This window comes from Agreia sp. Leaf244 (assembly GCF_001422695.1).
Taxonomy (GTDB): Bacteria; Actinomycetota; Actinomycetes; order Actinomycetales; family Microbacteriaceae; genus Agreia.
The window spans coordinates 51,241-75,311 of record NZ_LMLX01000007.1; the positions used below are offsets into that span (position 1 = coordinate 51,241).

19 protein-coding genes are annotated in these 24,071 nt (G+C 69.1%); 6 read left to right on the top strand and 13 right to left on the bottom strand.

Translation table 11 applies throughout. The features are described from left to right. Positions 1-15: 15 nt before the first annotated feature. From hemW to lepA, 3 genes are read right to left on the bottom strand one after another with little or no spacing between them, the layout of a single operon-like run. Entirely contained in the window at positions 16-1,239 is a 1,224-nt protein-coding gene (gene hemW / locus ASF06_RS17815; RefSeq protein WP_055950219.1) for a radical SAM family heme chaperone HemW, read from the bottom strand. 28 nt (positions 1,240-1,267) lie between these two features. Continuing rightward, positions 1,268-1,921 carry a DUF1990 family protein gene (locus ASF06_RS17820; RefSeq protein ID WP_055932008.1) on the bottom strand — a complete coding sequence of 218 codons (654 nt, stop codon included), beginning with the start codon at positions 1,919-1,921 and terminating at the stop codon, positions 1,268-1,270. A 3-nt stretch (positions 1,922-1,924) separates the two neighbouring features. Beyond that, positions 1,925-3,778, bottom strand: a complete 1,854-nt coding sequence (lepA, locus tag ASF06_RS17825) for a translation elongation factor 4 (protein ID WP_055932005.1) — start codon at positions 3,776-3,778, stop codon at positions 1,925-1,927. 115 nt (positions 3,779-3,893) lie between these two features. On the opposite strand from lepA, the gene ASF06_RS17830 reads away from it, so the two are divergent. After that, positions 3,894-4,787 carry an NAD-dependent epimerase/dehydratase family protein gene (locus ASF06_RS17830; protein ID WP_055950419.1) on the top strand — a complete coding sequence of 298 codons (894 nt, stop codon included), beginning with the start codon at positions 3,894-3,896 and terminating at the stop codon, positions 4,785-4,787. A 47-nt stretch (positions 4,788-4,834) separates the two neighbouring features. Here ASF06_RS17830 and ASF06_RS17835 read toward each other — a convergent pair whose 3' ends face one another. Beyond that, positions 4,835-6,493, bottom strand: a complete 1,659-nt coding sequence (locus tag ASF06_RS17835) for an aminotransferase class I/II-fold pyridoxal phosphate-dependent enzyme (protein ID WP_082501059.1) — start codon at positions 6,491-6,493, stop codon at positions 4,835-4,837. 213 nt (positions 6,494-6,706) lie between these two features. Here ASF06_RS17835 and rpsT point away from each other — a divergent pair, with 213 nt between their 5' ends. Continuing rightward, positions 6,707-6,967 carry a 30S ribosomal protein S20 gene (gene rpsT / locus ASF06_RS17840; RefSeq protein WP_055774365.1) on the top strand — a complete coding sequence of 87 codons (261 nt, stop codon included), beginning with the start codon at positions 6,707-6,709 and terminating at the stop codon, positions 6,965-6,967. Between the two features lie 74 nt (positions 6,968-7,041). Here rpsT and holA read toward each other — a convergent pair whose 3' ends face one another. From holA to leuS, 4 genes are all read right to left on the bottom strand, one after another. Next, on the bottom strand, positions 7,042-8,028 hold the full coding sequence (gene holA, locus ASF06_RS17845) for a DNA polymerase III subunit delta (protein WP_442853936.1): 987 nt from the start codon (positions 8,026-8,028) through the stop codon (positions 7,042-7,044). Beyond that, positions 7,920-10,538, bottom strand: a complete 2,619-nt coding sequence (locus ASF06_RS19275; protein ID WP_082501060.1) for a ComEC/Rec2 family competence protein — start codon at positions 10,536-10,538, stop codon at positions 7,920-7,922. The genes holA and ASF06_RS19275 overlap by 109 nt, the downstream gene beginning before the upstream one ends. Then, positions 10,535-11,194, bottom strand: a complete 660-nt coding sequence (locus tag ASF06_RS17850; protein ID WP_055950225.1) for a ComEA family DNA-binding protein — start codon at positions 11,192-11,194, stop codon at positions 10,535-10,537. Before ASF06_RS17850 ends, ASF06_RS19275 begins: the two co-directional genes overlap by 4 nt. Positions 11,195-11,293: 99 nt before the next feature. After that, a complete protein-coding gene (gene leuS, locus ASF06_RS17855) occupies positions 11,294-13,774 on the bottom strand; it encodes a leucine--tRNA ligase (RefSeq protein WP_442853937.1) in 2,481 nt (826 codons plus the stop codon). A gap of 251 nt (positions 13,775-14,025) precedes the next feature. On the opposite strand from leuS, the gene ASF06_RS17860 reads away from it, so the two are divergent. Next, a complete protein-coding gene (locus tag ASF06_RS17860) occupies positions 14,026-14,625 on the top strand; it encodes a DNA-3-methyladenine glycosylase I (RefSeq protein WP_268750650.1) in 600 nt (199 codons plus the stop codon). 12 nt (positions 14,626-14,637) lie between these two features. Here ASF06_RS17860 and ASF06_RS17865 read toward each other — a convergent pair whose 3' ends face one another. Next, positions 14,638-15,996, bottom strand: coding sequence for an anthranilate synthase component I family protein (locus ASF06_RS17865; RefSeq protein WP_055950234.1), 1,359 nt, complete (start codon positions 15,994-15,996; stop codon positions 14,638-14,640). Positions 15,997-16,014: 18 nt separating this feature from the next. On the opposite strand from ASF06_RS17865, the gene ASF06_RS17870 reads away from it, so the two are divergent. Beyond that, positions 16,015-16,800: an aminotransferase class IV gene (locus ASF06_RS17870; protein ID WP_055950236.1), complete on the top strand. Its 786-nt coding sequence runs from the start codon at positions 16,015-16,017 to the stop codon at positions 16,798-16,800. Positions 16,801-16,824: 24 nt separating this feature from the next. Here the strand turns inward: ASF06_RS17870 and cydC are convergent, their stop codons facing one another. The 4 genes from cydC to ASF06_RS17890 are packed head-to-tail and all read right to left on the bottom strand — an operon-like array spanning position 16,825 to position 22,622. Next, the gene (gene cydC, locus ASF06_RS17875; protein ID WP_055950239.1) at positions 16,825-18,480 is read right to left on the bottom strand and encodes a thiol reductant ABC exporter subunit CydC; all 1,656 of its coding nucleotides are present in this window, start codon (positions 18,478-18,480) and stop codon (positions 16,825-16,827) included. Continuing rightward, entirely contained in the window at positions 18,480-20,168 is a 1,689-nt protein-coding gene (gene cydD, locus ASF06_RS17880; protein WP_055950242.1) for a thiol reductant ABC exporter subunit CydD, read from the bottom strand. Before cydD ends, cydC begins: the two co-directional genes overlap by 1 nt. Positions 20,169-20,172: 4 nt before the next feature. Beyond that, positions 20,173-21,183 (bottom strand): cytochrome d ubiquinol oxidase subunit II, encoded by a 1,011-nt coding sequence (gene cydB / locus ASF06_RS17885; RefSeq protein WP_055950244.1) that lies wholly within the window; start codon positions 21,181-21,183, stop codon positions 20,173-20,175. Between the two features lie 2 nt (positions 21,184-21,185). Then, a complete protein-coding gene (locus ASF06_RS17890) occupies positions 21,186-22,622 on the bottom strand; it encodes a cytochrome ubiquinol oxidase subunit I (protein WP_055931970.1) in 1,437 nt (478 codons plus the stop codon). A gap of 96 nt (positions 22,623-22,718) precedes the next feature. Here ASF06_RS17890 and ASF06_RS17895 point away from each other — a divergent pair, with 96 nt between their 5' ends. Both ASF06_RS17895 and ASF06_RS17900 read left to right on the top strand, forming a co-directional pair. Then, positions 22,719-23,099 (top strand): BlaI/MecI/CopY family transcriptional regulator, encoded by a 381-nt coding sequence (locus tag ASF06_RS17895; RefSeq protein ID WP_055950247.1) that lies wholly within the window; start codon positions 22,719-22,721, stop codon positions 23,097-23,099. 2 nt (positions 23,100-23,101) lie between these two features. Then, positions 23,102-24,046 (top strand): M56 family metallopeptidase, encoded by a 945-nt coding sequence (locus ASF06_RS17900; protein ID WP_200920411.1) that lies wholly within the window; start codon positions 23,102-23,104, stop codon positions 24,044-24,046. The last annotated feature ends 25 nt before the right edge of the window (positions 24,047-24,071 follow it).

A 24,071-nucleotide genomic window follows, 5' to 3' on the forward strand; every position in this document is an offset into this window, starting at 1 on the left:
CGTCTCGCCGGCTCGCTAATCGGTGAGTCGGCGCACGACGGCGTCGGCGAGCAGCCGACCGCGCAGCGTCAGCACCACGGTGCCCGCGATCGCGGAGCGCCCGTCGATGAGGCCGTCGGCGATCAGGCCGGCGACCTCTCGTCTCGGCTCCGCCGCGAGCGAGTCCACGCGCAGGCCTTCCCGGATGCGCGTGAGGAGCAGGACGCGCTCGGTCTCGCGCGTCGCGGCATCCAGTGTCTCTCGGCCGGCGGCCGGCGAGTGGCCCGCGGCGATGCGCTCGGCGTAGGCGGCCGGATGCTTGACGTTCCACCACCGGGTGTCGCCGACGTAGCTATGGGCACCGGGGCCAACGCCCCACCAGTCGTGCCCCAGCCAGTACGCGAGGTTGTGCCGCGATACGAAGCTCTCGTCTGCGGCCCAGTTGCTGACCTCGTACCAGGAGTATCCGGCCGCGGCGAGCATGGCGTCGGCCAGTTCGTACATGTCGGCCTCGAGGTCGTCGTCGGGCTCCTCGACCTCTCCCGACTTGATCTGCCGCGCGAGCTTCGTGCCCTGCTCGACGATGAGCGCGTAGGCCGACAGGTGATCGGGAGCCGACGCGAGGGCGCTCTCGAGCGACGTGCGCCAGTTCTCGAGCGACTCCCCCGGCGTTCCGTAGATGAGGTCGAGGCTCACCTGGAGCCCGGCCTCGCGCGCCCACTGCACGACCAGCGGAACCCGCTCGGGGTCGTGGGTGCGGTCGAGGGTGCGCAGCACGTGGGGAACGGCGGACTGCATGCCGAAGCTGACCCGGGTGAACCCCGCGTCGGCGAGGGTCTTCAGGTAGTCGGCATCGACACTGTCGGGGTTCGCCTCTGTCGTGACCTCTGCGCCCGGCTCGAGCCCCCAGGCGTCGCGCACGGAGGCGAGCATGCGAACGAGGTTCTCGGCGGGCAGCAGCGTCGGCGTGCCTCCCCCGAAGAAGACCGTCGATACGGGCCGGGCCGGCACCCCCGACTCGTCGAGAACACGACGGGCGAGCTCGACCTCGACCACGGCCTGCGACGCATAGTCGGACTGCTTGGCTCCTCGCAGCTCGGTGGCCGTGTAAGTGTTGAAGTCGCAGTAGCCGCATCGCACCCGGCAGAACGGAACGTGCAGGTACACGCCGAAGTTGCGGGAGGCCGCATCCCGTGCGGAATCCGCGGGCAGCATGCCGTCGAGGGGGGCGGGATCGCCGAGGGGAAGCGCGGCACCCATCAGAGACAGCTGATCATGCGGAGGGTGCTCACGCTGCGCGTCCGGGAAGAAGAGCCCGCAGATAGCGTTTCGTCATCAGTCGCTGCTGGCGACGGAGCAGTGGCGATACCGCCCGGTAGAACGGCGTGCTGCCCCTGGAGAAGGCGCGAACCGTGAACCAGACCGAGTCGTCGGGCTCGTGGGTGACGACGAAGCTCTCCTCGCCCTCCTCCGGATGCCCGGGGAGGGTTCCGTAGGCGAAGCCCGCCTCGTTCGGCTCGTCGATCACGAGCACCACGCGCACGGGTGCCGTGACCTGGCGGCCGTAGGCCCGGATGCGCAGGTCGGCCGTGACCCCGGCCGAGATCTGCGGCGTGCCGTCTTCGGAGTAGGTGAGCTCGGGGTTGACGTCGCGCGGGGCGAGCGGCGTGCCGTCGGCGTCGTAGACGAGTCCGGCGTAGTCGGTGTCGCTGGGCGTGGGCAACTCGATGTTCGACACCACGATGCCGCTGTTCTTCTGCACGCCCCAGGCGAGCAGGGTGGCCGCAGCGGCCTCGAAGCGGTCGCGACCGGAGCCGATGCGGATGCTGTCCTCGGCCGGCCTGTACCCCTTGGGCGGATAGAACATGAGGTCGGCGGCCTGCGAGGCGCCGACGGCCGCGTAGGTGAGGGACTCGCCGGTGTGGGTGGAGCGCTGTGCCATCGGCTACTTCTTGTCTTTCTTCGTCTCCGTGTCGCCGGAGAGCGCGGCGATGAAGGCACCCTGCGGCACCTCGACGCGGCCGACCATCTTCATGCGCTTCTTGCCCTCTTTCTGCTTCTCGAGGAGCTTGCGCTTGCGACTGATGTCACCGCCGTAGCACTTGGCGAGAACGTCTTTGCGCATGGCCCTGATCGACTCGCGGGCGATGATGCGGGCGCCGATGGCCGCCTGGATGGGCACCTCGAACTGCTGGCGCGGGATGAGCTTGCGCAGGCGCTCGGTCATGAGGGCGCCGTAGGCCTGGGCCTTGTCGCGGTGCACGATCGCGCTGAACGCGTCGACCTGCTCGCCCTGCAGCAGGATGTCGACCTTCACCAGGTCGGCCTCCTGGTCTCCGACGGGCTCGTAGTCGAGCGAGGCATAGCCCGCGGTCTTGGACTTGAGGCTGTCGAAGAAGTCGAAGACGATCTCGGCGAGCGGCATGGTGTAGCGGATCTCGACGCGGTCCTCGCCGAGGAACTCCATGCCCAGGAGAGTGCCGCGACGGCTCTGGCAGAGCTCCATGATGACGCCGACGTAGTCTTTGGGCGCCAGGATGGCGGCCTTGACGATCGGCTCCTGCACGCTGGTGATCTTGCCCGACGGGAATTCGCTCGGGTTGGTGACGGTGACGGTCTTCTTGTCTTCGGTGGTCACCTCGTAGATGACGCTCGGAGCCGTGGCGATGAGGTCGAGCCCGAACTCGCGCTCGAGCCGCTCGTTGATGATCTCGAGGTGCAGCAGGCCGAGGAAGCCGCAGCGGAAGCCGAAGCCGAGCGCCACGGAGGTCTCGGGCTCGTACACCAGCGACGCGTCGCTGAGCTTCAGCTTGTCGAGGGCTTCACGCAGCGCCGGGTAGTCGGTTCCGTCGATGGGATACAGACCCGAGAAGACCATCGGCAGGGGCTCGGTGTATCCGGGCAGCGCCTCGGTGGCGGGCTTGGCGTGCGTGGTGACCGTGTCGCCCACCTTCGACTGGCGAACGTCTTTCACACCCGTGATCAGGTATCCGACCTCGCCGACGCCGAGACCCTTGCTGGGAGTGGGCTCGGGCGAGGAGACGCCGATCTCGAGAATCTCGTGCGTGGCCCGCGTCGACATCATCTGGATCTTCTCGCGCGGCGACAGCTTGCCGTCGATCATGCGCACGTAGGTGACGACGCCGCGGTAGGAGTCGTACACCGAGTCGAAGATCATGGCGCGAGCCGCGGCATCCGGATCGCCCTGGGGCGCGGGAACGAGGGCCGTCAGACGGTCGAGCAGTTCGGGCACGCCCACGCCGGTCTTGCCCGAGACGCGCAGCACGTCTTCGGGCTTGCCTCCGATCAGGCTCGCCAGTTCTTGGGCGTATTTATCGGGGTCTGCAGCGGGCAGATCGATCTTGTTGAGCACCGGGATGATCGTGAGGTCGTTGTCGAGCGCGAGGTAGAGGTTCGCCAGCGTCTGCGCCTCGATGCCCTGCGCGGCATCGACGAGCAGGAGGGCGCCCTCGCACGCAGCGAGCGATCGAGACACCTCGTAGGTGAAGTCGACGTGGCCCGGGGTGTCGATCATGTTCAGCGCGTAAGTCTGGCCGTCGAGCGACCAGGGCATGCGCACGGCCTGGCTCTTGATGGTGATGCCGCGCTCGCGCTCGATGTCCATGCGGTCGAGGTACTGGGCGCGCATGTCTCTGTCGCTCACCACACCGGTGATCTGCAGCATACGGTCGGCCAACGTGGACTTGCCGTGGTCGATGTGGGCGATGATGCAGAAATTGCGAATGAACGCGGGGTCGGTGGATGCCGGCTCCAGGGCCTTCGTAGCTAGCGGGCTCACACGTTCCTCTTGTGTCGTACGGCAGGTAAGCGCCCATTCTCTCACGTTGTTCGAGGCCGACGCTTTTCGTCATGGAGAGGAGGCGGTCGGTTCTCCGGCGCGGTTGAATATGGTCATGAGTATTCTCCTTACCGGCGCCTCCGGCTTCATCGGCTCTGCAGTCCTCCGCCAGCTCCGACTGCAGGGGCGCGACGTGACCGCCATCGTGCGCTCGCCCGAGAAGGCCGCCAAGGTCGAGGCTCTCGGAGCCACGGCGGTGATCGGCGACATCACCGACTCGGAGCTGGTGACGGAACAGGCGATCGCGAGCGACGGCGTCATCCACCTCGCCTCCCCCGGCGACGACTCCAGCCGCGACGTCGACGACGCATTCGTGACGGCCGTCTTCGCCGGACTCGAGGGCAGCGACAAGCGCTACGTGCACACGGGCGGCATCTGGGTGTGGGGCAGCAACCCCGACATCTCCGAGGACTCACCCCGCAATGCCCCGCCCATCACCGCGTGGCGCTGGGAGATCGAGAAGCGCGTACTCGAGGCGCAGGGCGTCTCCACCACCCTCATCGCGCCGGCCATCGTCTTCGGGCATGGTGCGGGCATCCCGAGCATTTTCGTCGACGGCCAGTACGGCTCGGGCACGGCGCCCGCCGTGCAGCTCGTGGGCGACGGCTCGCAGCACTGGACGACGGTGCACGTCGACGACCTGGCCGAGCTGTACATCCTCGCCTTCGATCTCGGCGAGTCCGGCTCCACCTACATCGGCGCCAGTGGCGAGAACCCCACCGTGCGCGAGATCGGCGAGGCCGCCGCGGTCGGCCAGAAGCTCGACTCCCGCGTCGAGGAGCACACCGTCGAGGAGACCCGGGCCCGTCTCGGCGAGGCGTTCGCCGACGCGTTGCTGCTCGACCAGCAGGCACGGGGAAGCGCAGCACGCATCGATCTGGGCTGGGAGCCGAACGGTCCGAGCATCCTCGACGAGCTGCGCACCGGCTCGTTCGCGTCGAAGGGCTAGCCGACCTCGCACACGCGCCTGCGGCCGCGACTTCTCTGAGCGACGCCTCAGAGGTCGAGGCCGTAGGCGCGCGACGGCTCGATCCCCGGAGGGTTCTCGCGATCCGGCATGCGCGAGAAGCCGCGCCGCTCATACAGCCCGTGGGCCGTCGTCATCTCGGTTCCGCTGTTCATCACCACGCGCCGGGCACCGCGCTGCCTCGCTAGCTCGATCACGAAGTCGGTGAGGATGCTGCCGATCCGGCGACCGCGCGCTGCCGGGTCGACCGCGAGCAGCCTGAAGTCGAACTCGCCCGGCTGTCCGAGCGGGGTGAGAAGCTCGCCGGGCCGCGGCGTCGTGACCGACCCGAGGATGCTGCCGGTCACGTCGTCGACGGCGACCCAGACCTCGCCGACGGTCGCGTGGTGCGGCACGTCGAGGATTTGCACGGCATAGTCGTCGCCGATCGTGAACTCGAGCTTGTAGGCGTCGAGACGTTGGCGCCCGATCAGGTCGTGCTCGTCGGGCCTGGCGAGGCGCACCGTGACGCCCTCACGTTCGGCCGCGTGCGCATCCGATCCGCGGATCACGGGCTCGGGCAGGCGCCGGATGCCTTCGAGCAGGTCGTCGAGGCCCGCCGCGACGCAGATGCGGATCCAGCCCTCTCCCCCGCGGCCGAACGCGCTGCCGGGGGCGACGGCGACGCGCTTCTCCAGGAGGAAGCGCTCGGCCCATCCGGCGACGTCGCCGCCGGTCGCGTAGCCGACGTTGATCCACAGGTAGAACGCGCCCGAGGGCTGGAGGTACTCGATGCCGCGCTGCTGGAGCAGTGCGGTGGCGGCCTCGAGGTTCTGCCGATAGTGCAGGCCGGCGGCCGCCACGTGCGACTGGTCGCCCTCGACGGCTGCGAGGGCGGCGAGCTGGGCGGGCGTGTTGACGCAGCTGATCATCGCCTCCTGCGCCGTGCGCATCGTGGTCGCGAGACCGGGAGGCGTCACGAGGTAGCCCACCCGGGCGCCGGTGAGCGCGTAGGTCTTCGACAGGGAGAACACCGAGAAGACCCTATCGTCGGCGTCGAGGCTGGCGACCGAGACATGGGGAGCCTCGTAGCTGAACGCCTCGTACACCTCGTCGCTCAGGATCCAGAGATCGTGCTCCCGGGCGAAGTCGACGAGCGCCCGCAGCGTCTCCATGGGGAAGATGGCACCGAGCGGGTTCGACGGCGAGTTGATGATGATCATGCGGGTCTGCGGGGTGACCAGTCGTCGCAGCTCGTCGAGATCGGGCAGGAACGCGTTGTCGCGTCGCAGGGGGTAGGGAACGGAGACGGCCGAGATCATGGCTGCGTTCATCGCGAAGGTCGAATACCCGGGATCGGGGATGAGCACCTCGTCGCCGGGGGCGAGCGTGAGGCTCATGGCGAGGTAGAGGGCCTGCATGCCGCCGCAGGTGACCCAGACCTGCTCGGTGTCGACCACGACGTCGTTCTCACGGGCGAGCTTGCGCACGAGCGCCTCGCGCAGGGGAAGCAGGCCGCCGTTGGGCCCGTAATTCGTCTCGTCGGCGAGCCAGGCGTCGGACCCCGCCTTCAGGATCTCGGCCGACACGTCGACGTCGGGCTCCCCCACGGCGAGCATCAGCACGTCGTCGAGCGCGAGGGCCATCTCGAAGATGCGGCGGATTCCCGACGCGGGAACGGAATCGATGTGGGATGCGAGCTGTGGCATGAGACCATTAACGCTACGCCTCGGTCGGGGTACGGTGAAACGCCGCAGTCCGCACACGCAGCACGCCTTTCGGGTCGCCTCGATATTGTCGAGACGGCACCCGTCTGGTAACGTTGCCTGTTGGCTTACGCTTCCGTCCTACTATGCGGAGCGAACTCGCGGTCGCCGGTCGATCGCATTGCATTCATCCGAACACATACAAGAGGTTATTTCGTGGCAAACATCAAGTCGCAGATCAAGCGCATCGGCACCAACAAGAAGGCTCAGGAGCGCAACAAGGCCGTCAAGAGTGGGCTGAAGACCGCCATCCGCGCCACCAAGACCGCTGTCGCCACTGGCGACAAAGACAAGGCCCTCGCCGCGCTGACCGCAGCGGGCAAGAAGCTCGACAAGGCTGCCTCGAAGGGCGTCATCCACAAGAACCAGGCCGCGAACCGCAAGTCGGCTCTCGCGAAGACGGTCGCCTCCCTCTAAAGAGGCACCCGCACGAAAAAAGCCCCGCGATTGCGGGGCTTTTTTCGTGCCTCGAGCTCATTCGTGCTGGAGGGTCAGCGGGGCGATTCGCCGCGTTCGGCGATGACTCCGATCATGCGCTCGAGCGAGTAGACCGGGTCGCGACTGCCGCCCTTGATGTTCTCGTCGGTCTCGGCGAGCATCTGGATGCTCCGGCCGAGACCCGCGCCCGACCATCCGGCCAGGTCGCGGCGTGCTCGGTCGATCTGCCAGGGCGCGAGGCCCAGCTGGCCGGCGAGCTGGCCCGATCCGCCGCGCGTGCCGAGCACCTTCGCCATGGTGCGCAGCTTCATGGCGAACGCGGCGACCATGGGCACGGGGTCGGCCCCGGAGGCCAAGGCGTGGCGCGCGAGGGCGAGGGCTTCGCCATGCCTGCCCGCGATCGCCATGTCTGCCACGGCGAACGCGCTGGCCTCGACCCTTCCGCCGTAGTAGCGGTCGACCGTGGCCTCGGTGATCTCGGCCGATGCGTCGGCGACGAGCTGCTGGCAGGCGCTGGAGAGCTCGGCGAGGTCGTCGGAGAACGCGGCGACGAGCGCCCTGAGCGCCCCGGCCGAGACGCGACGACCGGCCGCGCGGAACTCGGAGGCGGCGAACTCGTAGCGCTCGGCGTCTTTCTTGAGCTCGGCGCAGACGATCTCGATGCCGCCGCCTGAACCCGATCGGATGGCGTCGAGCAGTCTCTTGCCCCGCACGCCACCGCCGTGTCGGAGAACCAGGTAGGTGTCGTCGGCGGGATTCTCGAGGTACGAGATGGTCTCGAGAAGGAAGTCGTCGGTGCACTTCTCGACGGAGGACACCCGGATCATGCGCGGCTCGGCGAACAGCGACGGACTGGCCACGGTGAGGAGCTCGCCGGGAGCATACGACGACGCGTCGATGTCGGAGACCTCGATGCTGGGGTCTTCGAGCTTCAGCAGGTCTCGCAGCTGACGGATGCTGCGCTCGGCGAGGAACGACTCCGTGCCGGACACCAGAACGACCGGCGCAGGGCGCACCTGCTCCCACGAGAGTTGCGGGATGGCGGCCTTCGCCGTTGGTTTTGCGCCGCGTGCAGTCGCCACGTATCCTCACTCCGTCGATCGTCGTGATCGAGCCTAGTCGCCCCTGCCGACAGCGCGGACGCGCCGACAGCCGACGGGGTCTTCTCGCTCCAGGCGACCAGTTCGCCGCCCTCGACGGAGATGACGATCAGCCCCATCCGGTCTGTTCTGAAGACCTGCGTCGCCGCGTCGGCGAGGATTGCGAGGATGCGGTCGTTCGGATGCCCGTAGTCGTTGTCGGCGCCCACGGAGATGATGCCGGCGCGGGCGTGGATGCGATCATAGAGTTCGGCGCTCTGGTCGCCCGAGCCGTGGTGCGCCACCTTCACGACGTCGACCGGAGCGAGCGGCCCCTCGGCCAGGAGCTGCAGCTGATCGCTCTCGCCGAGGTCGCCCAGGAAGAGGGCGTCGAGGTCGCCTGAGAAGCGAAGGGTGACGCTCGCCCCGTTGCCTCGCAGCGTCGTGCGCTCGAGAGGCCACAGCACGCTCCACGACAGCGCGCCGAGTACCCCGTGATCTCCGCGTACCGCCTCGTGTACGGACGCACCGGATTCGATCACCCGTCGCACCACGGCCTCGTCGGCGGGTTCGTCGGTCGGCCCGATCAGTGCGGTGTCGACCATTCCCGCCACCGCGGCGACACCGCCGATGTGGTCGAGATCGAAATGCGTGAGCACCAGCAGATCGATGCGGTCGATCTGCATCCTCTCGAGGCACGATCGGAGGGCCTCCGGCTCCGGGCCCGTGTCGACGAGGGCGACGGAGTCGCCGCTTCTCACGAGCACCGCGTCGCCCTGACCGATGTCGCAGGCCGCGATGCGCCAGTTCTGCGGCACGGAGAGTCGGAGTGCGATCGTGCCTCCGACGAGCACTCCCCCGTAGACCCCCACGACCGCCGTGACCAGCAACACGCCCACCGCACGACGGAGTCGCGGTGCGCGGGAGGCGAGCACGACCCAGAGCGCCGACCCCGTGAGCGCGAGTACGAGAAGGGCGCCGACGACGCCCGGCACCCAGGGCAACCGGGCGCCGGGCGCGTCGGCGAAGAAGCGGGCGACGGCCCCGATCCAGGCGGCGGGAAGCCAGCACAGCCAGGCCGCCGGAACGGCGAGCGGAGGCACGATCGCGCCGAGGAGGCAGGCCAGCAGCCCGATGACGGTGGCGACCGGCGCGGCCGGAGCCGCGACCAGATTCGCCGGGATGCTGTACGGCGCGATCGTGGGCGTGAGCAGGGCGAGCACCGGCTGGCAGGCGATCTGGGCCGCGAGCGGAACGGCGATGACGGCGGCGAGCCATGACGGCATCCACCGTCGGAGCACGGTCGTGAGCGGACGAGTGAGCACCAGCAGGCCGGCGGTGGCGAGAGCGGACAGCGCGAAGCCGAAGCTGTGCGAGAGCCACGGATCGGTGACGATGAGGCTCACGACGGCAAGGCAGAGCACGGGCACTCCCCGCGCCGATCTCGATGCACCGATCGACAGCAGCACGATCGCGGCCATGGCCGCCGCCCGCACGACACTCGGCTGCGGAGTCACGAGCACCACGAAGAGCACGAGCACGGCCCCGGCCGCGCACAGTCGCGCCACCCGACGGAGCCCGGCGAATCCGGCGAGCAGCAGCGCGCCCGCGATGACGATGGCGCAGTTGGCACCGGACACGGCCGTGAGGTGACTGAGCCCGCTGTCTTTCATCGCCTGATCGAGCGATGCGTCGACGAGCGAGTCGTCGCCCAACGCGAGCCCGGGAACCAGGTCGGCACCGTCGCCCGGGAGACTGCGCGCGGCGTCGGCGAACCCTGCACGAAGTCCCGCCGCCCAGGCGAGGTGCCAGCCCGGCTGCCGGATGATCTGGGGATGACCCTCGACGAACACGAGCCAGGAGGTCTGCGACCCGTCGTCGGTGGCGCGGAAACGGCCCTCGACGCGGATGGTCGACCCGATCGCGGGGGCATCGGCCGTGTCGAGGCCGTCGACGAAGAGCAGGACCCGCGTCGACGTCACGTCGCTGCGACCGCGGCCGTCGTCGATGCGTTCGAGGGTCGCCTCGAACCGCACGCCCGACACGGCCTCTCCGCCGAATCCCGAGTGCGCCGTCTCGGAGGGAGTACCCGTGACCGAGAGCTGCGCGGTCATGGCCCCGTGCGCCTGCTCCACGAGCAGCGGGGGCTCTCGTGCCGGCTGCATGACGAGCACGCCCGCCGCCACGCACGAGCAGAGCGCGGCGCACACCATGAGACTGGGAAACACTTGGCGCAGGCCCACCCCGACGCGACCCCACGGCGACAGCCGGCGTCTCGCCGTCAGTGCGCGCCAGAGCAGCAGGCAGACGAGTAGTGCGGCGACGACGCCCACGAGAACTGCGGCAGCGGCGTGCGGTCGTGCGACGAGCACGAATGCCGCAGCCCAGGTGACGCCGGCCGGAACCGTGAGGCGATGATCGGCGAACCGCGAGTTCGTCGAACGCTGCTCCCCCGCCGCCGCCCCGGTCATACGACCGCCGCATCGCGAAGACCGTCGAGCGTCTTCTGCCCGATTCCCGGAACCTCGAGCAGCTGGTCGAGCGAGGTGAACGGCCCGTGCTCGTCTCGGTAGTCGATGATCTTCTTCGCCGTCTCCGGTCCGATGCGGGGAAGGGTCTCGAGGGCAGCCGCGTCGGCGGTGTTCAGATCGACCGCGGCGGGCGCCGAGTCACCCGCACCGGTCGCCGCACCCTCTGGCGGCTGCGGAGGAACCTCGCCCACCGCCGGCGCATAAAGCTGCTCTCCATCGACGACGACCCGGGCGAGATTCAGCTGCGCTTGGTCGGCCTCCGCCGTGTATCCGCCGGCTGCGGCAACGGCGTCGACGACTCGGGCGCCCTCGCGCAGCTCGTACAGCCCGGGCTTCGCCACCTGGCCGAGCACGTGTACGAAGATGACCGGCGCGGCCGCCTGGCCATCGGCATCCGGACCCGGCGGAGCCGTGCTGTCAGAGATCGACTCGCTCGTGGCGCCGCCCGGGTTCGTCACGAGGACCTCGCTGCTGCCCCGCGGCGCCAGCGCCGACACCAGCACGGCCACGACGAGCACCGCGAGCACGATGACGATGCCTGCGCCGACCCCGATGCCGAGCCGAGCCCGCGCCGGTGGCGGCGATTCGGCATCCATGTCATCACGGTAGGCGCGCGACCACCGACGACGATCGCCCCGGTGTGCGCACTGTGAACAGCACGCGCACCGGGGCGATTGGTGAGGAGGGGTGGGCCGCTACTCGGCCGGCTTCGTCGCGATGCTCACCACGCGCGGCGCGCGCACCACGACGTTGACGATCTGCCGGTCGCCGATCGCCCGCTGCACGGCGGCGGATGCTCGCGCCAGCGACTCGAGGTCGCTGCCGGCGATCGTGGGCGCCACCTCGAGGCGGTCGCGCACCTTGCCGTCGACCTGAACGACCGCGGTCACCGACTCCTCGGTGAGCAGGGCCGGGTCGGCTCCACGCCAGCCGTACGCCGAGATGGACGCCGGGTAGCCGAGGCGCTCCCACATGTCCTCCGCCGTGTAGGGCGCGAACAGGCTGAGCCCCAGGGCCACGGTCTCGACGGCCTCGCGCACGGCGGGGTCTGCGCCACCGGGGCCCGAGTCGACGGCCTTGCGGGTCACGTTGACGAGCTCCATGATGCGGGCCACGACCACGTTGAACTTGAACGCCTCGATGAGTCCGGGAGCCTCGGCCAGGAACCGGTGAGTGACTCGGCGCAGGGCGATGTCGCCGTCGCGCCAGTTGACCTCGGGGCGACTGGTGACGTCTCCCGCCAGACGCCACGCGCGTGCCAGGAACTTCGACGAACCGGCCGGCGAGACGTCTGCCCAGTCGATGTCGTCTTCGGGCGGGCCGGCGAAGGCCATGGTGAGGCGCACCGCGTCGACGCCGTGCTCGTCGAGCTGGTCGCTCAGCTGCACGATGTTGCCCTTGGACTTCGACATCGCCGACCCGTCCATGAGCACCATGCCCTGGTTCAGCAGCGCGCTGAAAGGCTCGGTGAACGAGACGAGGCCGAGGTCGAACAGCACCTTCGTGATGAAGCGTGCGTAGAGCAGGTGCAGGATCGCGTGCGTGACGCCGCCCACGTACTGGTCGACGGGAGCCCACTTGTCGACGTCTTTCGGGTCGAACGCCTTCTCGCTGTCGTGCGGGTTGAGGAAGCGCAGGAAGTACCACGAGCTGTCGACGAAGGTGTCCATCGTGTCGGCATCGCGCAGCGCCGGCGTTCCGTCGACAGGATTGATCACGTTGACCCAGTCCTCCGCGGCGCCGAGCGGCGAGCTGCCCCGCGGCTTGAGGTCGAGACCGTCGCTCGAGGGCAGCAGCACGGGCAGCTGGTCCTCGGGAACGGGGATCTCTTCGCCGTTCTCGCCGTGGATGATCGGGATGGGCGTGCCCCAGTAGCGCTGGCGCGAGATCAGCCAGTCGCGCAGCCGGTAGTTCTTGGCCGGCCTGCCTGCGCCCTGCTGCTGCAGGACCTCGATGGCCTTCTTGATGGCGTTGACCTTGGAGAGACCATTCAGCGGTCCCGAGTTCATGAGTCGGCCGTCGCCCGCGAGCGCGATGCCCGTGACGGCGGGGTCGTAGCTGCCGAAGTTCTCATCGTCGAGCATCTCGTCGGTGATGATCGGGATGGCGCCGGTCGCGGGTGCGGTGACATCGACGACCATGCGGATCGGCAGGTCGAACGCGCGGGCGAAGTCGAGGTCGCGCTGGTCGTGCGCGGGCACCGCCATGACGGCGCCGGTTCCGTAGTCGGCGAGCACATAGTCGGCGGCCCAGATGGGCATGCGCTCGCCGTTGACCGGGTTGATCGCGTAACGCTCGAGGAACACACCGGTCTTGGGCCGGTCGGTGGCCTGGCGCTCGGTCTCGGTGCTCTTCTGCACGGCGGTCAGGTAGGCCTTGAAGGCAGCCTGCACCTCGGGGGTCGACTCGGCCGCCAGTTCGATGGCGAGGTCGGAGTCGGGGGCGACGACCATGAAGGTCGCTCCGAAGAGCGTGTCGGGGCGCGTGGTGAACACGGTGACGGGCTCGTCGCGGCCCTCCACGGCGAAGTCGACGTCGGCCCCGATCGAGCGGCCGATCCAGTTGCGCTGCATGCTGAGCACCTTCGAGGGCCACGAGCCCTCGAGCTGGTTCAGGTCGTCGAGCAGGCGGTCGGCGTAGTCGGTGATCTTGAAGTACCACTGGGTGAGCTTCTTCTTCACGACCACGGCGCCGCTGCGCTCGGAGGTGCCGTCGGGCAGCACCTGCTCGTTGGCGAGCACGGTCTGGTCTACCGGGTCCCAGTTGACCCAGCTGGCCTTGCGGTAGGCGAGGCCCTTCTTGTACATCTGCAGGAACAGCCACTGGTTCCACTTGTAGTACTCGGGGTCACTGGTGTGCAGCACGCGATCCCAGTCGAACGAGGCGGCGTAGCGGCGCATGCTGCGCTTCTGCTGCTCGATGTTGTCGTAGGTCCACTGGCGCGGGTCGAGGCCGCGCTTGATGGCGGCGTTCTCCGCCGGCAGGCCGAAGGAGTCCCAGCCGATAGGGTGCAGAACGTTGAATCCCTGCTGGCGCCAGTAGCGGGCGATGACGTCTCCGAGTGCGTACGCCTCGGCGTGGCCCATGTGCAGGTCGCCCGACGGGTACGGGAACATGTCGAGCACGTACTTGCGCGGGCGCTTGTCGCCGTCGAGGTCGGTCTTGAACGGCTGCATCTCGTCCCAGCGAGGGAGCCACTTGTTCTGGATGGCTGCGAAGTCGTAGTGGAGGGCCGGGTCGTTGCGGGGATCGTACTGCTCGGCGCTCGTCGTTTCGATGGTCACGCGACTCTCAATTCTTGCTTGGGTTCGGCTGCTGGGGCCAAGATCGCCGCGGTGGACACCCGGGATGCACGACTTCTTCCGTGGCACCGGGGCGCGGCAGCAATCCATCGTACTAAACCTGCCCGCCGCGTATCGTTGAAGGCGTGGATGCGACCATCACCGATGCCGACGGAACGACCCGCTGCAGCTGGGCCCACTCGGCACCCGAGATGCTGCCGTACCACGACCAGGAGTGGGGCAGGCCCCTGCACGGCGACCAGCCGCTCTTCGAGAAGCTCTGCCTCGAGACGTTCCAGGCCGGGCTGTCGTGGATCACCATCCTGCGCAAGCGCGAGGCCTTCCGCGACGCGTTCTCGTCGTTCGACATCGAGCGGGTGGCGTCCTTCGACGACGGTGACCTCGACCGGCTGCTGGCGGATGCGCAGATCGTGCGCAACCGAGCGAAGATCAGCGCCGCCATCTCGAACGCAGGGGCGACGAAGCGACTCGTCGAGTACCAGCCGGGGGCTCTCGACTCCCTCCTCTGGGGCTTCGCTCCCCCGCGGCGCACGGCCGCCCCCGAGTCCTACGCCTCCATTCCCGCGTCGACGCCGGAGTCCGCGGCCGCGAGCGCCGCACTCAAGAAGCTCGGCTACCGCTTCGTGGGACCGACCACCCTCTACGCCCTGATGCAGTACGCGGGTCTGGTCAACGACCATGCGGCGGGATGCCACCTGGCCGTCGGCGAACCCGGCGCGCTGTAGCCGCCCTGCCGCCTACAGGCCGAGCGCATACAGCAGGGGTGCGGCCTTGAGGCGCGTCTCCTCGACCTCGTCTTCGGGCACCGATAGTGCCGTGATGCCCCCGCCCGTGCCGATGGATGCGCCGTCGGCGGTGAGCACGATGCTGCGGATCACCATGGCCAGGTCGAGCGCCCCGTCGAGACCGAGGTAGCCGAAGACACCGGCGTAGACCCCGCGCGGTCCGCCCTCGAGCCTTGCCAGGATGCGCATGGCGCTGATCTTCGGTGCTCCGGTCATCGAGCCGGCGGGGAACAGCGCGGCGACGGCATCGAGGGAGTCGGCGCCCGGCGCCAGCTGCGCCGTGACCGTGCTGACGAGCTGGTGCACCGAGCTGTAGCTCTCGATGGCGAGCAGACGGGTGACCTCGACCGAGCCGAGCAGCGCCACCCGCGAGAGGTCGTTGCGCATCAGGTCGACGATCATGAGGTTCTCGGCGCGCTCCTTGTCGCTGGCGAGGAGCTCGGCGCGCAGGCGGGCGTCGTCGTGGTCGGTCTCGCCGCGCGGACGGGTGCCCTTGATCGGCTTCGTCTCGACCGAGCCGCCCGCGTCGACCCGCAGAAACCGCTCGGGGCTCGCGCTGACGAGCGCTACCCCGTCGATGCGCAGGTAGCCGCCGTGGTGGCTCGGGTTCGAGGCGCGCACCGCGAGGTAGGTCGAGAGGGGGTCGGGATGCACGGCGGCGGTGATCTGGTTCGTCAGGCAGAGCTGGTAGGCGTCGCCCTGCCTGATCGACTCCTGGCAGTCGCGCACGAGGTGCTCGTAGTCGTCGGCGCTGTGCCGCCACTGCGCCCGCGGTGCCCGCTCGAGGGGCCGGATGCCGCGGGGTCCCGGGAGCGGAAACGGCTCGAGGGCGGGGTCGCGGCCCAGCCGGGCCGTGTCGATCAGCCGGGCCGTGCGGTCGAGCCAGCCCGCGGCATCCGGTTCGCCGTCGAGTGCGAGGAGGGTGACGATGCCCGCGTCGTGGTCGAACGCGATCGCGCGGGTGACCCAGAGCAGCGCGGCACCGGGCAGCCCGGTCGGCTCGGTGTCGACGCCATGCTGGGCCGCGCCGAACTCGTAGGAGAGCCACCCCACCCAGCCGAGGGCGAATCCGTCGGCCGGGCCATCGGCGAGGGCGACCTCGCTCCTGCGATCTCGGAGCTGTTCGACGAGCCCCGCCAGGTCGTGCGGCGACGCGATCGGCTCGCCCGCTCCGAGATAGCTCGTACCCGCGGTGGCGTCGACGCCGGAATCGAGCCAGAAGGCGTTCGGCTGCCGAGAGTAGACCTCGACGAACACCCGCTCGGGATCGACCCAGTGCTGCAGTGCTCTGGTGAGGAGGCGGCGGGACACTGTATTAGCGTAGGCCGTGTGATCACGCCCCGCCTTCTCGCCTGGACCGGGGAGGCGCTGGTCGAGACCGAAACCGAGCCGACCCATCAGGGCGTGCAGGTGGCCGACAGCTGGCTGGTCGCGAACGGCGGGGTGCGGGCCCTGCAGCTGCACCACGACAGGTTCCTGGCCGGGCTCGCGTCGGAGACCCGCATCGACCCCGCGTCGGCCGAGCGGTTCTGGAACGTGGCGGTCGCCGAGCTCCCCCGCACCGGCGACTGGTTCCCCCGGGTCGACGCGCTGCGAACGGGCGACGAGACGACCCTGGCCCTGCGCATCCGTCCCGCTCCTCCGCTCGGCGCCTCCGTGCGCGTCGCCTCTCTCGATGCGGGCGACCCGAGGACCGTGGCCTCAGTGAAGGGCCCCGACATCGAGCGCCTCGGCGCGCTGAAGAGCGAGGCCGCCCGCGACGACGTCGACGAGCCCGTGATCGTGTCGGCCACGGGTCACGTGGTCGATGGCGCGACGAGCGCCCTCCTGTGGTGGAGGGGCGACCGGCTGATCGCACCGTCGGCATCCCTCCGCCGTGTCGACAGCGTGACGGCGAAGTCCATTCGCCTGCTGGCCTCGGCCACCGCGACGGAGTCGGGCGAGGAGTTCGCGACGGCGGCGCAGCTCGCCGGGTGCGAGGTCTGGGTCGTGAACGCGCTTCACGGAATCCGTGTCGTCACCTCGTGGAGGAATGGCCCGAGACTCACCCGCAACCCGCGCCGCGCTGCGCTCTGGCAGCGGCGCCTCGACGCGCTCGTTCGCCCCCTGCCCTGACCGAGGCTGTGCCCTGACGGAGGCTCAGCCCAGCCGCAGGCGTGAGGTGATGAGGTCGTCGGGCACCGGCAGATGGCTGATGATCACGACGGCGCGGCGACCGTCGGGGTCGGTGGATGCCGCGAGCAGGTCGACGAGGAGCGCGTCGGCCCGGTCGGCGTCGACGTTGGCCGTGGGCTCGTCGAGCACGAGCACAGGGAAGTCGGCGAGCAGAGCCCGGGCAAGGGCGATGCGCTGGGCCTGGCCCCCCGAGACGAGCGAACCGCGCTCGCCGACCCGGGCATCGAGGCCGCCCCGGCCCTCGACCCACCCCGACAGCCCGACCCTCTCGAGAACGCCGAGCAGCTCGGCGTCGCTCGCGTCGTCGCGGGCGAAGAGCAGATTCTGGCGGATGGACTCGTCGAACAGGTACGGGATCTGCTCGGAGAGCCCGACGACGCGGCGCACGTCGGCGAGCGGCAGGCTGCGCACGTCGACACCGCCCAGGCTGTAGGAGCCCTCGAACTCGAGGAACCGCACGAGCACGTGCGCGAGCGTGGTCTTTCCCGAGCCGCTGGCTCCCGTGACCAGGATGCGGTCGCCCGGCGAGATGGTGAGGTCGACGCCCCTGATGGCGGGCGCAGCCGCCTGCGGCCAGGTGGCCGAGACCCCCCGGAGTTCGATGACCGTGCCCGTCGGCTCGGCGGTGCGGGATGAGACGCCGGGCCCGTCGACGGGAATCTCGGTCGGCACGGCGTCGGGAACGACGGAGGCGACCCGCTCGGCGCTCGAACGCACCTGGCGCAGTGCCGCGAGCGCCAGGGGCACACTCGACACGACCTCGAAGACCGCGATGGGCACAAGCGCGATGATCGCGAGCACCGGTCCGTCGAAGCCGGGCGTCGCGAGCGCGGGGATGCCCACCAGGAGCGCCGCGACACTCGCGGCACCCGCGAGAAGAGACAGGATGCCTGTGGCGACCCCCGACCCGGCGGCGCTCGAGAGCACGGCGCGGGTCAGTCGACGATCGGCGGTCTCGACGGCGGCCAGGCGGGATCCGGTCGCGTCGAACGCGGTGAGCACGTCGAGGTTGACGACGGTGTCGAGTACCTCGTCGGCGAACGCGCCCCGGAGCGGGGCGATCGAGCGCTCCGACCGTGCCGCGATGACGCTGTTGACCACCGTGCCGACGAGAGCGGCCAACACGAGGGCGACGAGGAGGGCGATGCCGGCCGCCGGCAGGAGGATCCAGACCGTGACCACGCTGGTTGCGGCGACGGCGCCCGAGATGAGCAGAGGCTGCACGACGCGCAGCGGCAGGTTCTGCAGCTCGTCGACGTCGGCCGTGAGGCGGGTCAACAGGTCACCGCGCCGGGTGCCCGACAGGCCGTCGGGTGCCAGCGGAACGAGTCGTTCGTAGATGCCCACGCGGAGAGTCGCCAGGGTGCGGAACGCGGCGTCGTGGCTGGCGAGGCGCTCCGCGTAGCGGAAGCCGGCCCTGCCCAGAGCGAAGGCCCGCACCCCGACGATCGCCATGTTGAGGTAGAGGATCGGCGGCATCTCGGCCGCCCTGGTGATCAGATAGGCCGAGGTGGCGATCAGTCCGACGGCGCAGAGGGCGCTGAGCAGGCCGAGCAGCGCACCGGGGGCGAATCGGCGCGCGCGCGGCTGAGCGAGGCGCAGCACCTCTGTCGTGCGCATCAGGCCACCACCGCTGCGGGCTCGAGCGCGAGGATGCCGTCCGCAGCGCGGGCGATCGCCTCTCGGTGCGTCACGACGACCAGGGCCAGGCCCGTGCTCTCGACGAGGGCTGCGAGCCCCTGCACGAGCCGCGCCTCGGTCTGCTCGTCGAGGGCCGAGCTCGGCTCGTCGAGCACGAGCACGGACGACCGCCGCTCGAGGGCCCGGTAGACAGCCCGCGCGATGGCGATGCGCTGCGCCTGCCCGCCCGACAGTCCGGCACCGGCCACGCCGAGCGGTCGATCGAGGTCGATCTCGCCTGCGGCGGCGATCTCGAGGGCGCGCGCGGCTCGGGCGCGATCAGGGGCGGCGCTGCCCAGGGTCACGTTCTCGAGCACCGAGCCCGCCATGAGCCCCGGGCGCTGGCCGCACCACGAGATCCAGTCGAGACCCGTCTCCCCCGATGCGATGTCTGCGTCGCCGAGCGTCACGCGGCCGGTGTGCGGAACGAATCCGAGCAGGGCGGCGACGAGGGTGGACTTGCCCACGCCGGAGGGGCCCATGACGGCGGTCAGCCCGCCGGGGGCGAACTCCGCATCGAGGGGACCGATCACCGCACGGCCGTCGTAGCCCGCGCCGAAGCCGGAGAGCACGAGAGACCGGGACGACCGGGGCTTGCGAAGATGGCCCGTGTGCGGGCCGACGGTCTCGTCGAGCCCCGCCTCCGGATCGACGACACCCTTGTTCGCTGCCGCTGCCGCTGCATCGAGGATGTCGAACACGTCGTCGGCGGCCGCGACCCCGTCGGCCGCGGCGTGGAACTGGGTGCCGACCTGCCTGATCGGCAGAAAGGCCTCGGGCGCGAGGAGGAGCACGAACAGGCCGACAGAGAGGCCGAGCGAGCCGTCGATCAGCCGGAGGCCCACCGAGACGGCGACGACGGCCACGGCGAGACTCGACACGAGCTCGAGCACGAATCCGCTGAGGAACGACACGCGCAGCACCTTCATCGTCTGAACGCGATACTGCTCGGTGACATCCCGGATGCGCCCGGCCTGGCGCGCTGCCCGCCCGAACAGCGTCAGCGTCGAGAGACCGCCGACGATGTCGAGGAATCCCGTGGAGAGCCTCGTGAGCAACTGCCACTGGGTCTTCTGCACGGTCTGGGTCGCCCAGCCGATCAGGATCATGAAGACGGGGATGATCGGCAGGGTCAGAACGACCCCGAGGGCGCTCGGCCAGTCCTGCAGGAAGATGACCAGCACGACCACCGGAGTGGCGATGGCCGTGAGGATGAGCTGGGGAAGGTAGCGGGAGAAGTAGGTATCGAGGGCGTCGAGCCCTGGTCCGGTGACGGTGGCGACCGACGTGGCGTTGCGCCCGGCCATCCATCCCGGTCCGAGGTCGACGACGGCCCGCAGGACGCGGGCGCGAAGCTGGCTCTTGACCCTCGCGGCCCCGCGGGTGCTGGTGACCTCGGCGAGCCAGAGCAGCGTGGCCCGCGCGGCCACGACGCCCGCGAGCGCGACGATCATCGGCACCAGCGCGGCCAGGCCCTCGCCGGCGATGGCTCGCACGATCACCTGGCTCAGGAGCCAGGCGAACGCGACGATGCAGGCCGTCTGGGCCAGGCCGATCACCGCGCCCGCCGCCAGGAATGCCCGGGCCGCCCGGGCGTAGGCGAGCAGCCGGGGGTCGAGAGGTTTCACTCGTCTAGTGTGCCGTCTGTACACCCTCGATGTGCGCACGGGTGACCCGCTTGCGGAACACCCAGTAGGTCCAGCCCTGGTAGGCGAGGATCAAGGGAAGCGCGATGAGGGAGATCCAGCTCATCACCTGGAGGGTGTACGGCGTCGATGAGGCGTTCACGATATTCAGGCTGTTGGCAGCGTCGTTCGACGCCGGCATCACGTCGGGGAACAGCGACAGGAAGAGGCTCAGCACGGCGAACGCGACGGTCGCGGCCATCGAGGCGAAGGCTGCGCCCTCCCTTCCCCGGGAATTCGCCAGCACGGCTGCGATGAGGGTGACCGCCGCGACCGCCGACAGCACCGCGGAGAGGAAGCTGCCATAGGCCAGGGTCGTCCAGAGCAGGAAGGATGCCGCGACGACGATGGTCAGGACGCCGGATCGCGTCGCCAGCCTGCGAGCTCTCTGCCGCAGGGCACCGTCGGTCTTCAACGAGACGAAGATCGTTCCGTGGGTGAAGAACAGCAGCAGCGTGGTGAGGCCCGCGAGCAGCGCATACGGGTTCAGGAGGTCGAAGAAGGTACCCGTGTAGTTGAAACCGTCGTCGAGGGGAACACCGCGAACGATGTTGCCGAACGCCACCCCCCACAGGAAGGCGGGAACAGCCGAACCGATCACGATCATGGCGTCGAAGCGACGCTTCCACGAGGCCTCGGGGCGCTGGTGCCGGTACTCGAACGAGACGCCGCGCAGGATCAACGAAAGCAGGATCAGCAGAAGGGCGAGATAGAAGCCGGAGAACAGCGTGGCGTACCACTCGGGGAACGCCGCGAACATCGCGGCTCCGGCGACGATCAGCCACGTCTCGTTGAGATCCCAGATCGGCCCGATCGTGTTGATGATCACGCGGCGATCGACATCGTCCTTGCCGAGGAAGGGGATGGACATGCCGACGCCGAAGTCGAAGCCGTCGAGAACGAAGTAGCCGATGAAGAGGAATGCGATGATTCCGAACCAGAGGGTGGGAAGGTCCATAGTCAGTACACCGTCGTTTCTACTCTGCGGACTCCGGTCTCCGGGTCGGGCTGCGGCAGATCGTCCGGACCCTTCTGGGCGGCCTTCTTGATGAGCTTGAACTCGACCACGGCGAGCGTGCCGTAGATCAGGGTGAAGGCGATCAGCGAGATCAGCACCTCGAGTCCTGTGACATTCGGTGATACTCCGTCGGCCGTCTTGAGCAGGCCGAAGACGAGCCAGGGCTGGCGGCCCATCTCGGTGAAGATCCACCCCATGATCATGGCGCCGAGCGAGAGCGGGAACGCCCAGATCGCAGCCTTCCACACCCACTTCGACCAGCGGCCGGACAGGACCTTGGCGCCGAAGACGCTCTTCTTGCGGGTCAGTACCAGGCCGACGAACGCGGTGAAGACGTGCAGCACGCCGAGGGCGATCATCCAGCGGAACGCCCAGTACGTGATCCAGATGGTCGGCGTGTAGTCGCCGGGGCCGTAGAGCTGCACATACTGTGCCTGCAGGTCGTTGATGCCCTCGACCGTGCCGTCGAACGTGTGCGTCGACAGGAATGAGAGCAGATACGGGATGCGGATCGAGAACAGTTCGCTCGACCCGTCAGGCGTTCCGAGGGTGAAGATGCTGAACGAGGCGTCGGCTCCCGTCGACGTCGTGTACATCGCCTCGGCGGCCGCCATCTTCATGGGCTGGGTCTGCACCATGGCGAGGCCGAGCGAGTCCCCGGTGAAGACGGTGAGCGCTCCGGCGATCATCATCATCCACAGGCCGAACTTGAGGGCAGGTCGCATGGTGTCGAGGTGCTGGTTGCGCGAGAGGTGCCAGGCGGCCACTGTGACGATGAGGCCGGCGGCCACCATGAAGCAGGCGAAGATCGTGTGCGGGAACGCCGCGAGCGCCACCTTGTTCGTGAGCAGGGCCCAGATGTCGGTCAGCTCTGCGCGCCCCTTCTCCTCGTTCATCTGGAAGCCGACCGGGTTCTGCATGAACGCGTTGGCCGCGATGATGAAATAGGCCGAGAGGACGCTGCCGATGGTGGTCGCCCAGATCGTGGCGAGGTGCAGGCCCCGGGGCAGCTTGTCCCAGCCGAAGATCCACAGGCCGATGAACGTCGCCTCGAAGAAGAACGCCAGCAGCCCCTCCATCGCCAGCGGCGCACCGAAGACGTCACCGACGAATCTCGAATAGTCCGACCAGTTCATGCCGAACTGGAACTCCTGCACGATGCCCGTGACGACGCCCATGGCGAAGTTGATGAGGAACAGCTTTCCGAAGAACTTCGTCAGCTGCAGGTACTTCTCCTTGTCGGTGCGAACCCATGCCGTCTGGAAGAGTGCGACGGTGAGCGCAAGGCCGATCGTGAGCGGCACGAACAAGAAGTGGTACACCGTCGTGAGGCCGAACTGCCAGCGCGACAGGAGAAGTGGATCGAGCCACTCGTTCATCTGGGATTCCCCTTCGGAAGTAGACTTCTACACAATGTAGAAATCCTTCTTCTACAGAGCGTAGAACATCCTCGAACGAAAAGGTAGTCTGGACCCATGATCACTCTCGGCGTCCTCGAGCGTTCCGTCATGAACGCACTCTGGGATTCGCCCGACGGCCTCTCCTCACCCGAGCTCGGTGAACGACTGGTGGCCGCCGAGGCTCCCGCGAAACGACGCGAACTCGCCACCACAACCCTCCTCACCGTGCTCTCGCGGCTCGAGAGCAAGGGGTTCGTCTCGCGCACCCGCGCCACGAGGCCGCACCGCTACCACGCGGTCAACTCGCGGTCGGAGCACACGGCCGAGCTCATGCACGAGGTGCTGCAACTGGCACCCGATCGAGACGACGCGCTGGCCCGATTCGTCGGAGGCGTCTCGCCGACCGAGGCAGAGACGCTTCGCCGACTGCTCGCATCCCGCGGCACCGGGCTCTAGCCGTGCTCGGAGCCTGGACAGGGCTCGCGATCCTCGCCCTCGCCTTGGCGTGGCCCGTTCCCATCGCGCTGTCGAGGGCCGCGTGGCCCGCCCGCGCGCCCGGCACCGCCCTGGCGCTCTGGCAGGCCATCGCGCTCGCCGGTGGCCTGTCGATGATCGGCGCCCTGCTCGCGTTCGGACTGACGCCGTTCGAGAACGACTTGGGGGTCGCATCCACCCTGCTGTCGGGCCACCTGCTCGACGGCCCCGTCCCCGCGCAGACCGGCGCCCTCCAGATCGTGTCGCTGGCCGGCGCCGTCGTGCTCGGAGCGCACATCGTGCTGAGTCTCGCGACGACCGCGGTCACCACCGCGCGCGAACGTCGGCGGCACAGGGCCCTGATCGAGCTGCTGAGCTCGCCGGTGCAGGGCAGCCCGGGAACCCGCATGCTCGACTTCCCCGCGCCCGTGGCCTACTGCCTGCCGGGGGTGCGCTCGATCACCGTTCTCACCGAGGGGCTCGTGCGGGTTCTGGATGCCGCACAGCTGCGCGCGGTGCTGGCCCACGAGCGGGCCCACCTGCGCCAATACCACCACCTGGTGCTGCTCGCCTTCAAGGCATGGAACATCGCCCTCCCGTGGTTTCCCATCGCGAACCGGGCCGAGAAGGCGGTCGCCACCCTCGTCGAGATGCTCGCCGACGACGATGCCCGCCGCGAGGTCGACGACGCGTCCCTCGCCACGGCGATCGCGATCGTCGGATCGCCCTGGCGCGACGGAGACCCGGCGACCGCACCCGTCGTATCCGACGAGATCGTGCCCGAAGCCGACCCCGAGACGCTCGGGGCACGGGTGTCTCGCCTCATCTCCCCGCCCGGGGCGCTCTCCCCCGCGGCCCGCGCACTCGTGCTCACTGCGGGCGTCGCCCTCGTCGCGGCACCGGTCGCGGTGCTCATCACCCTGTTCTAGTCCGGCGCATGCCCAGCCGCTATCG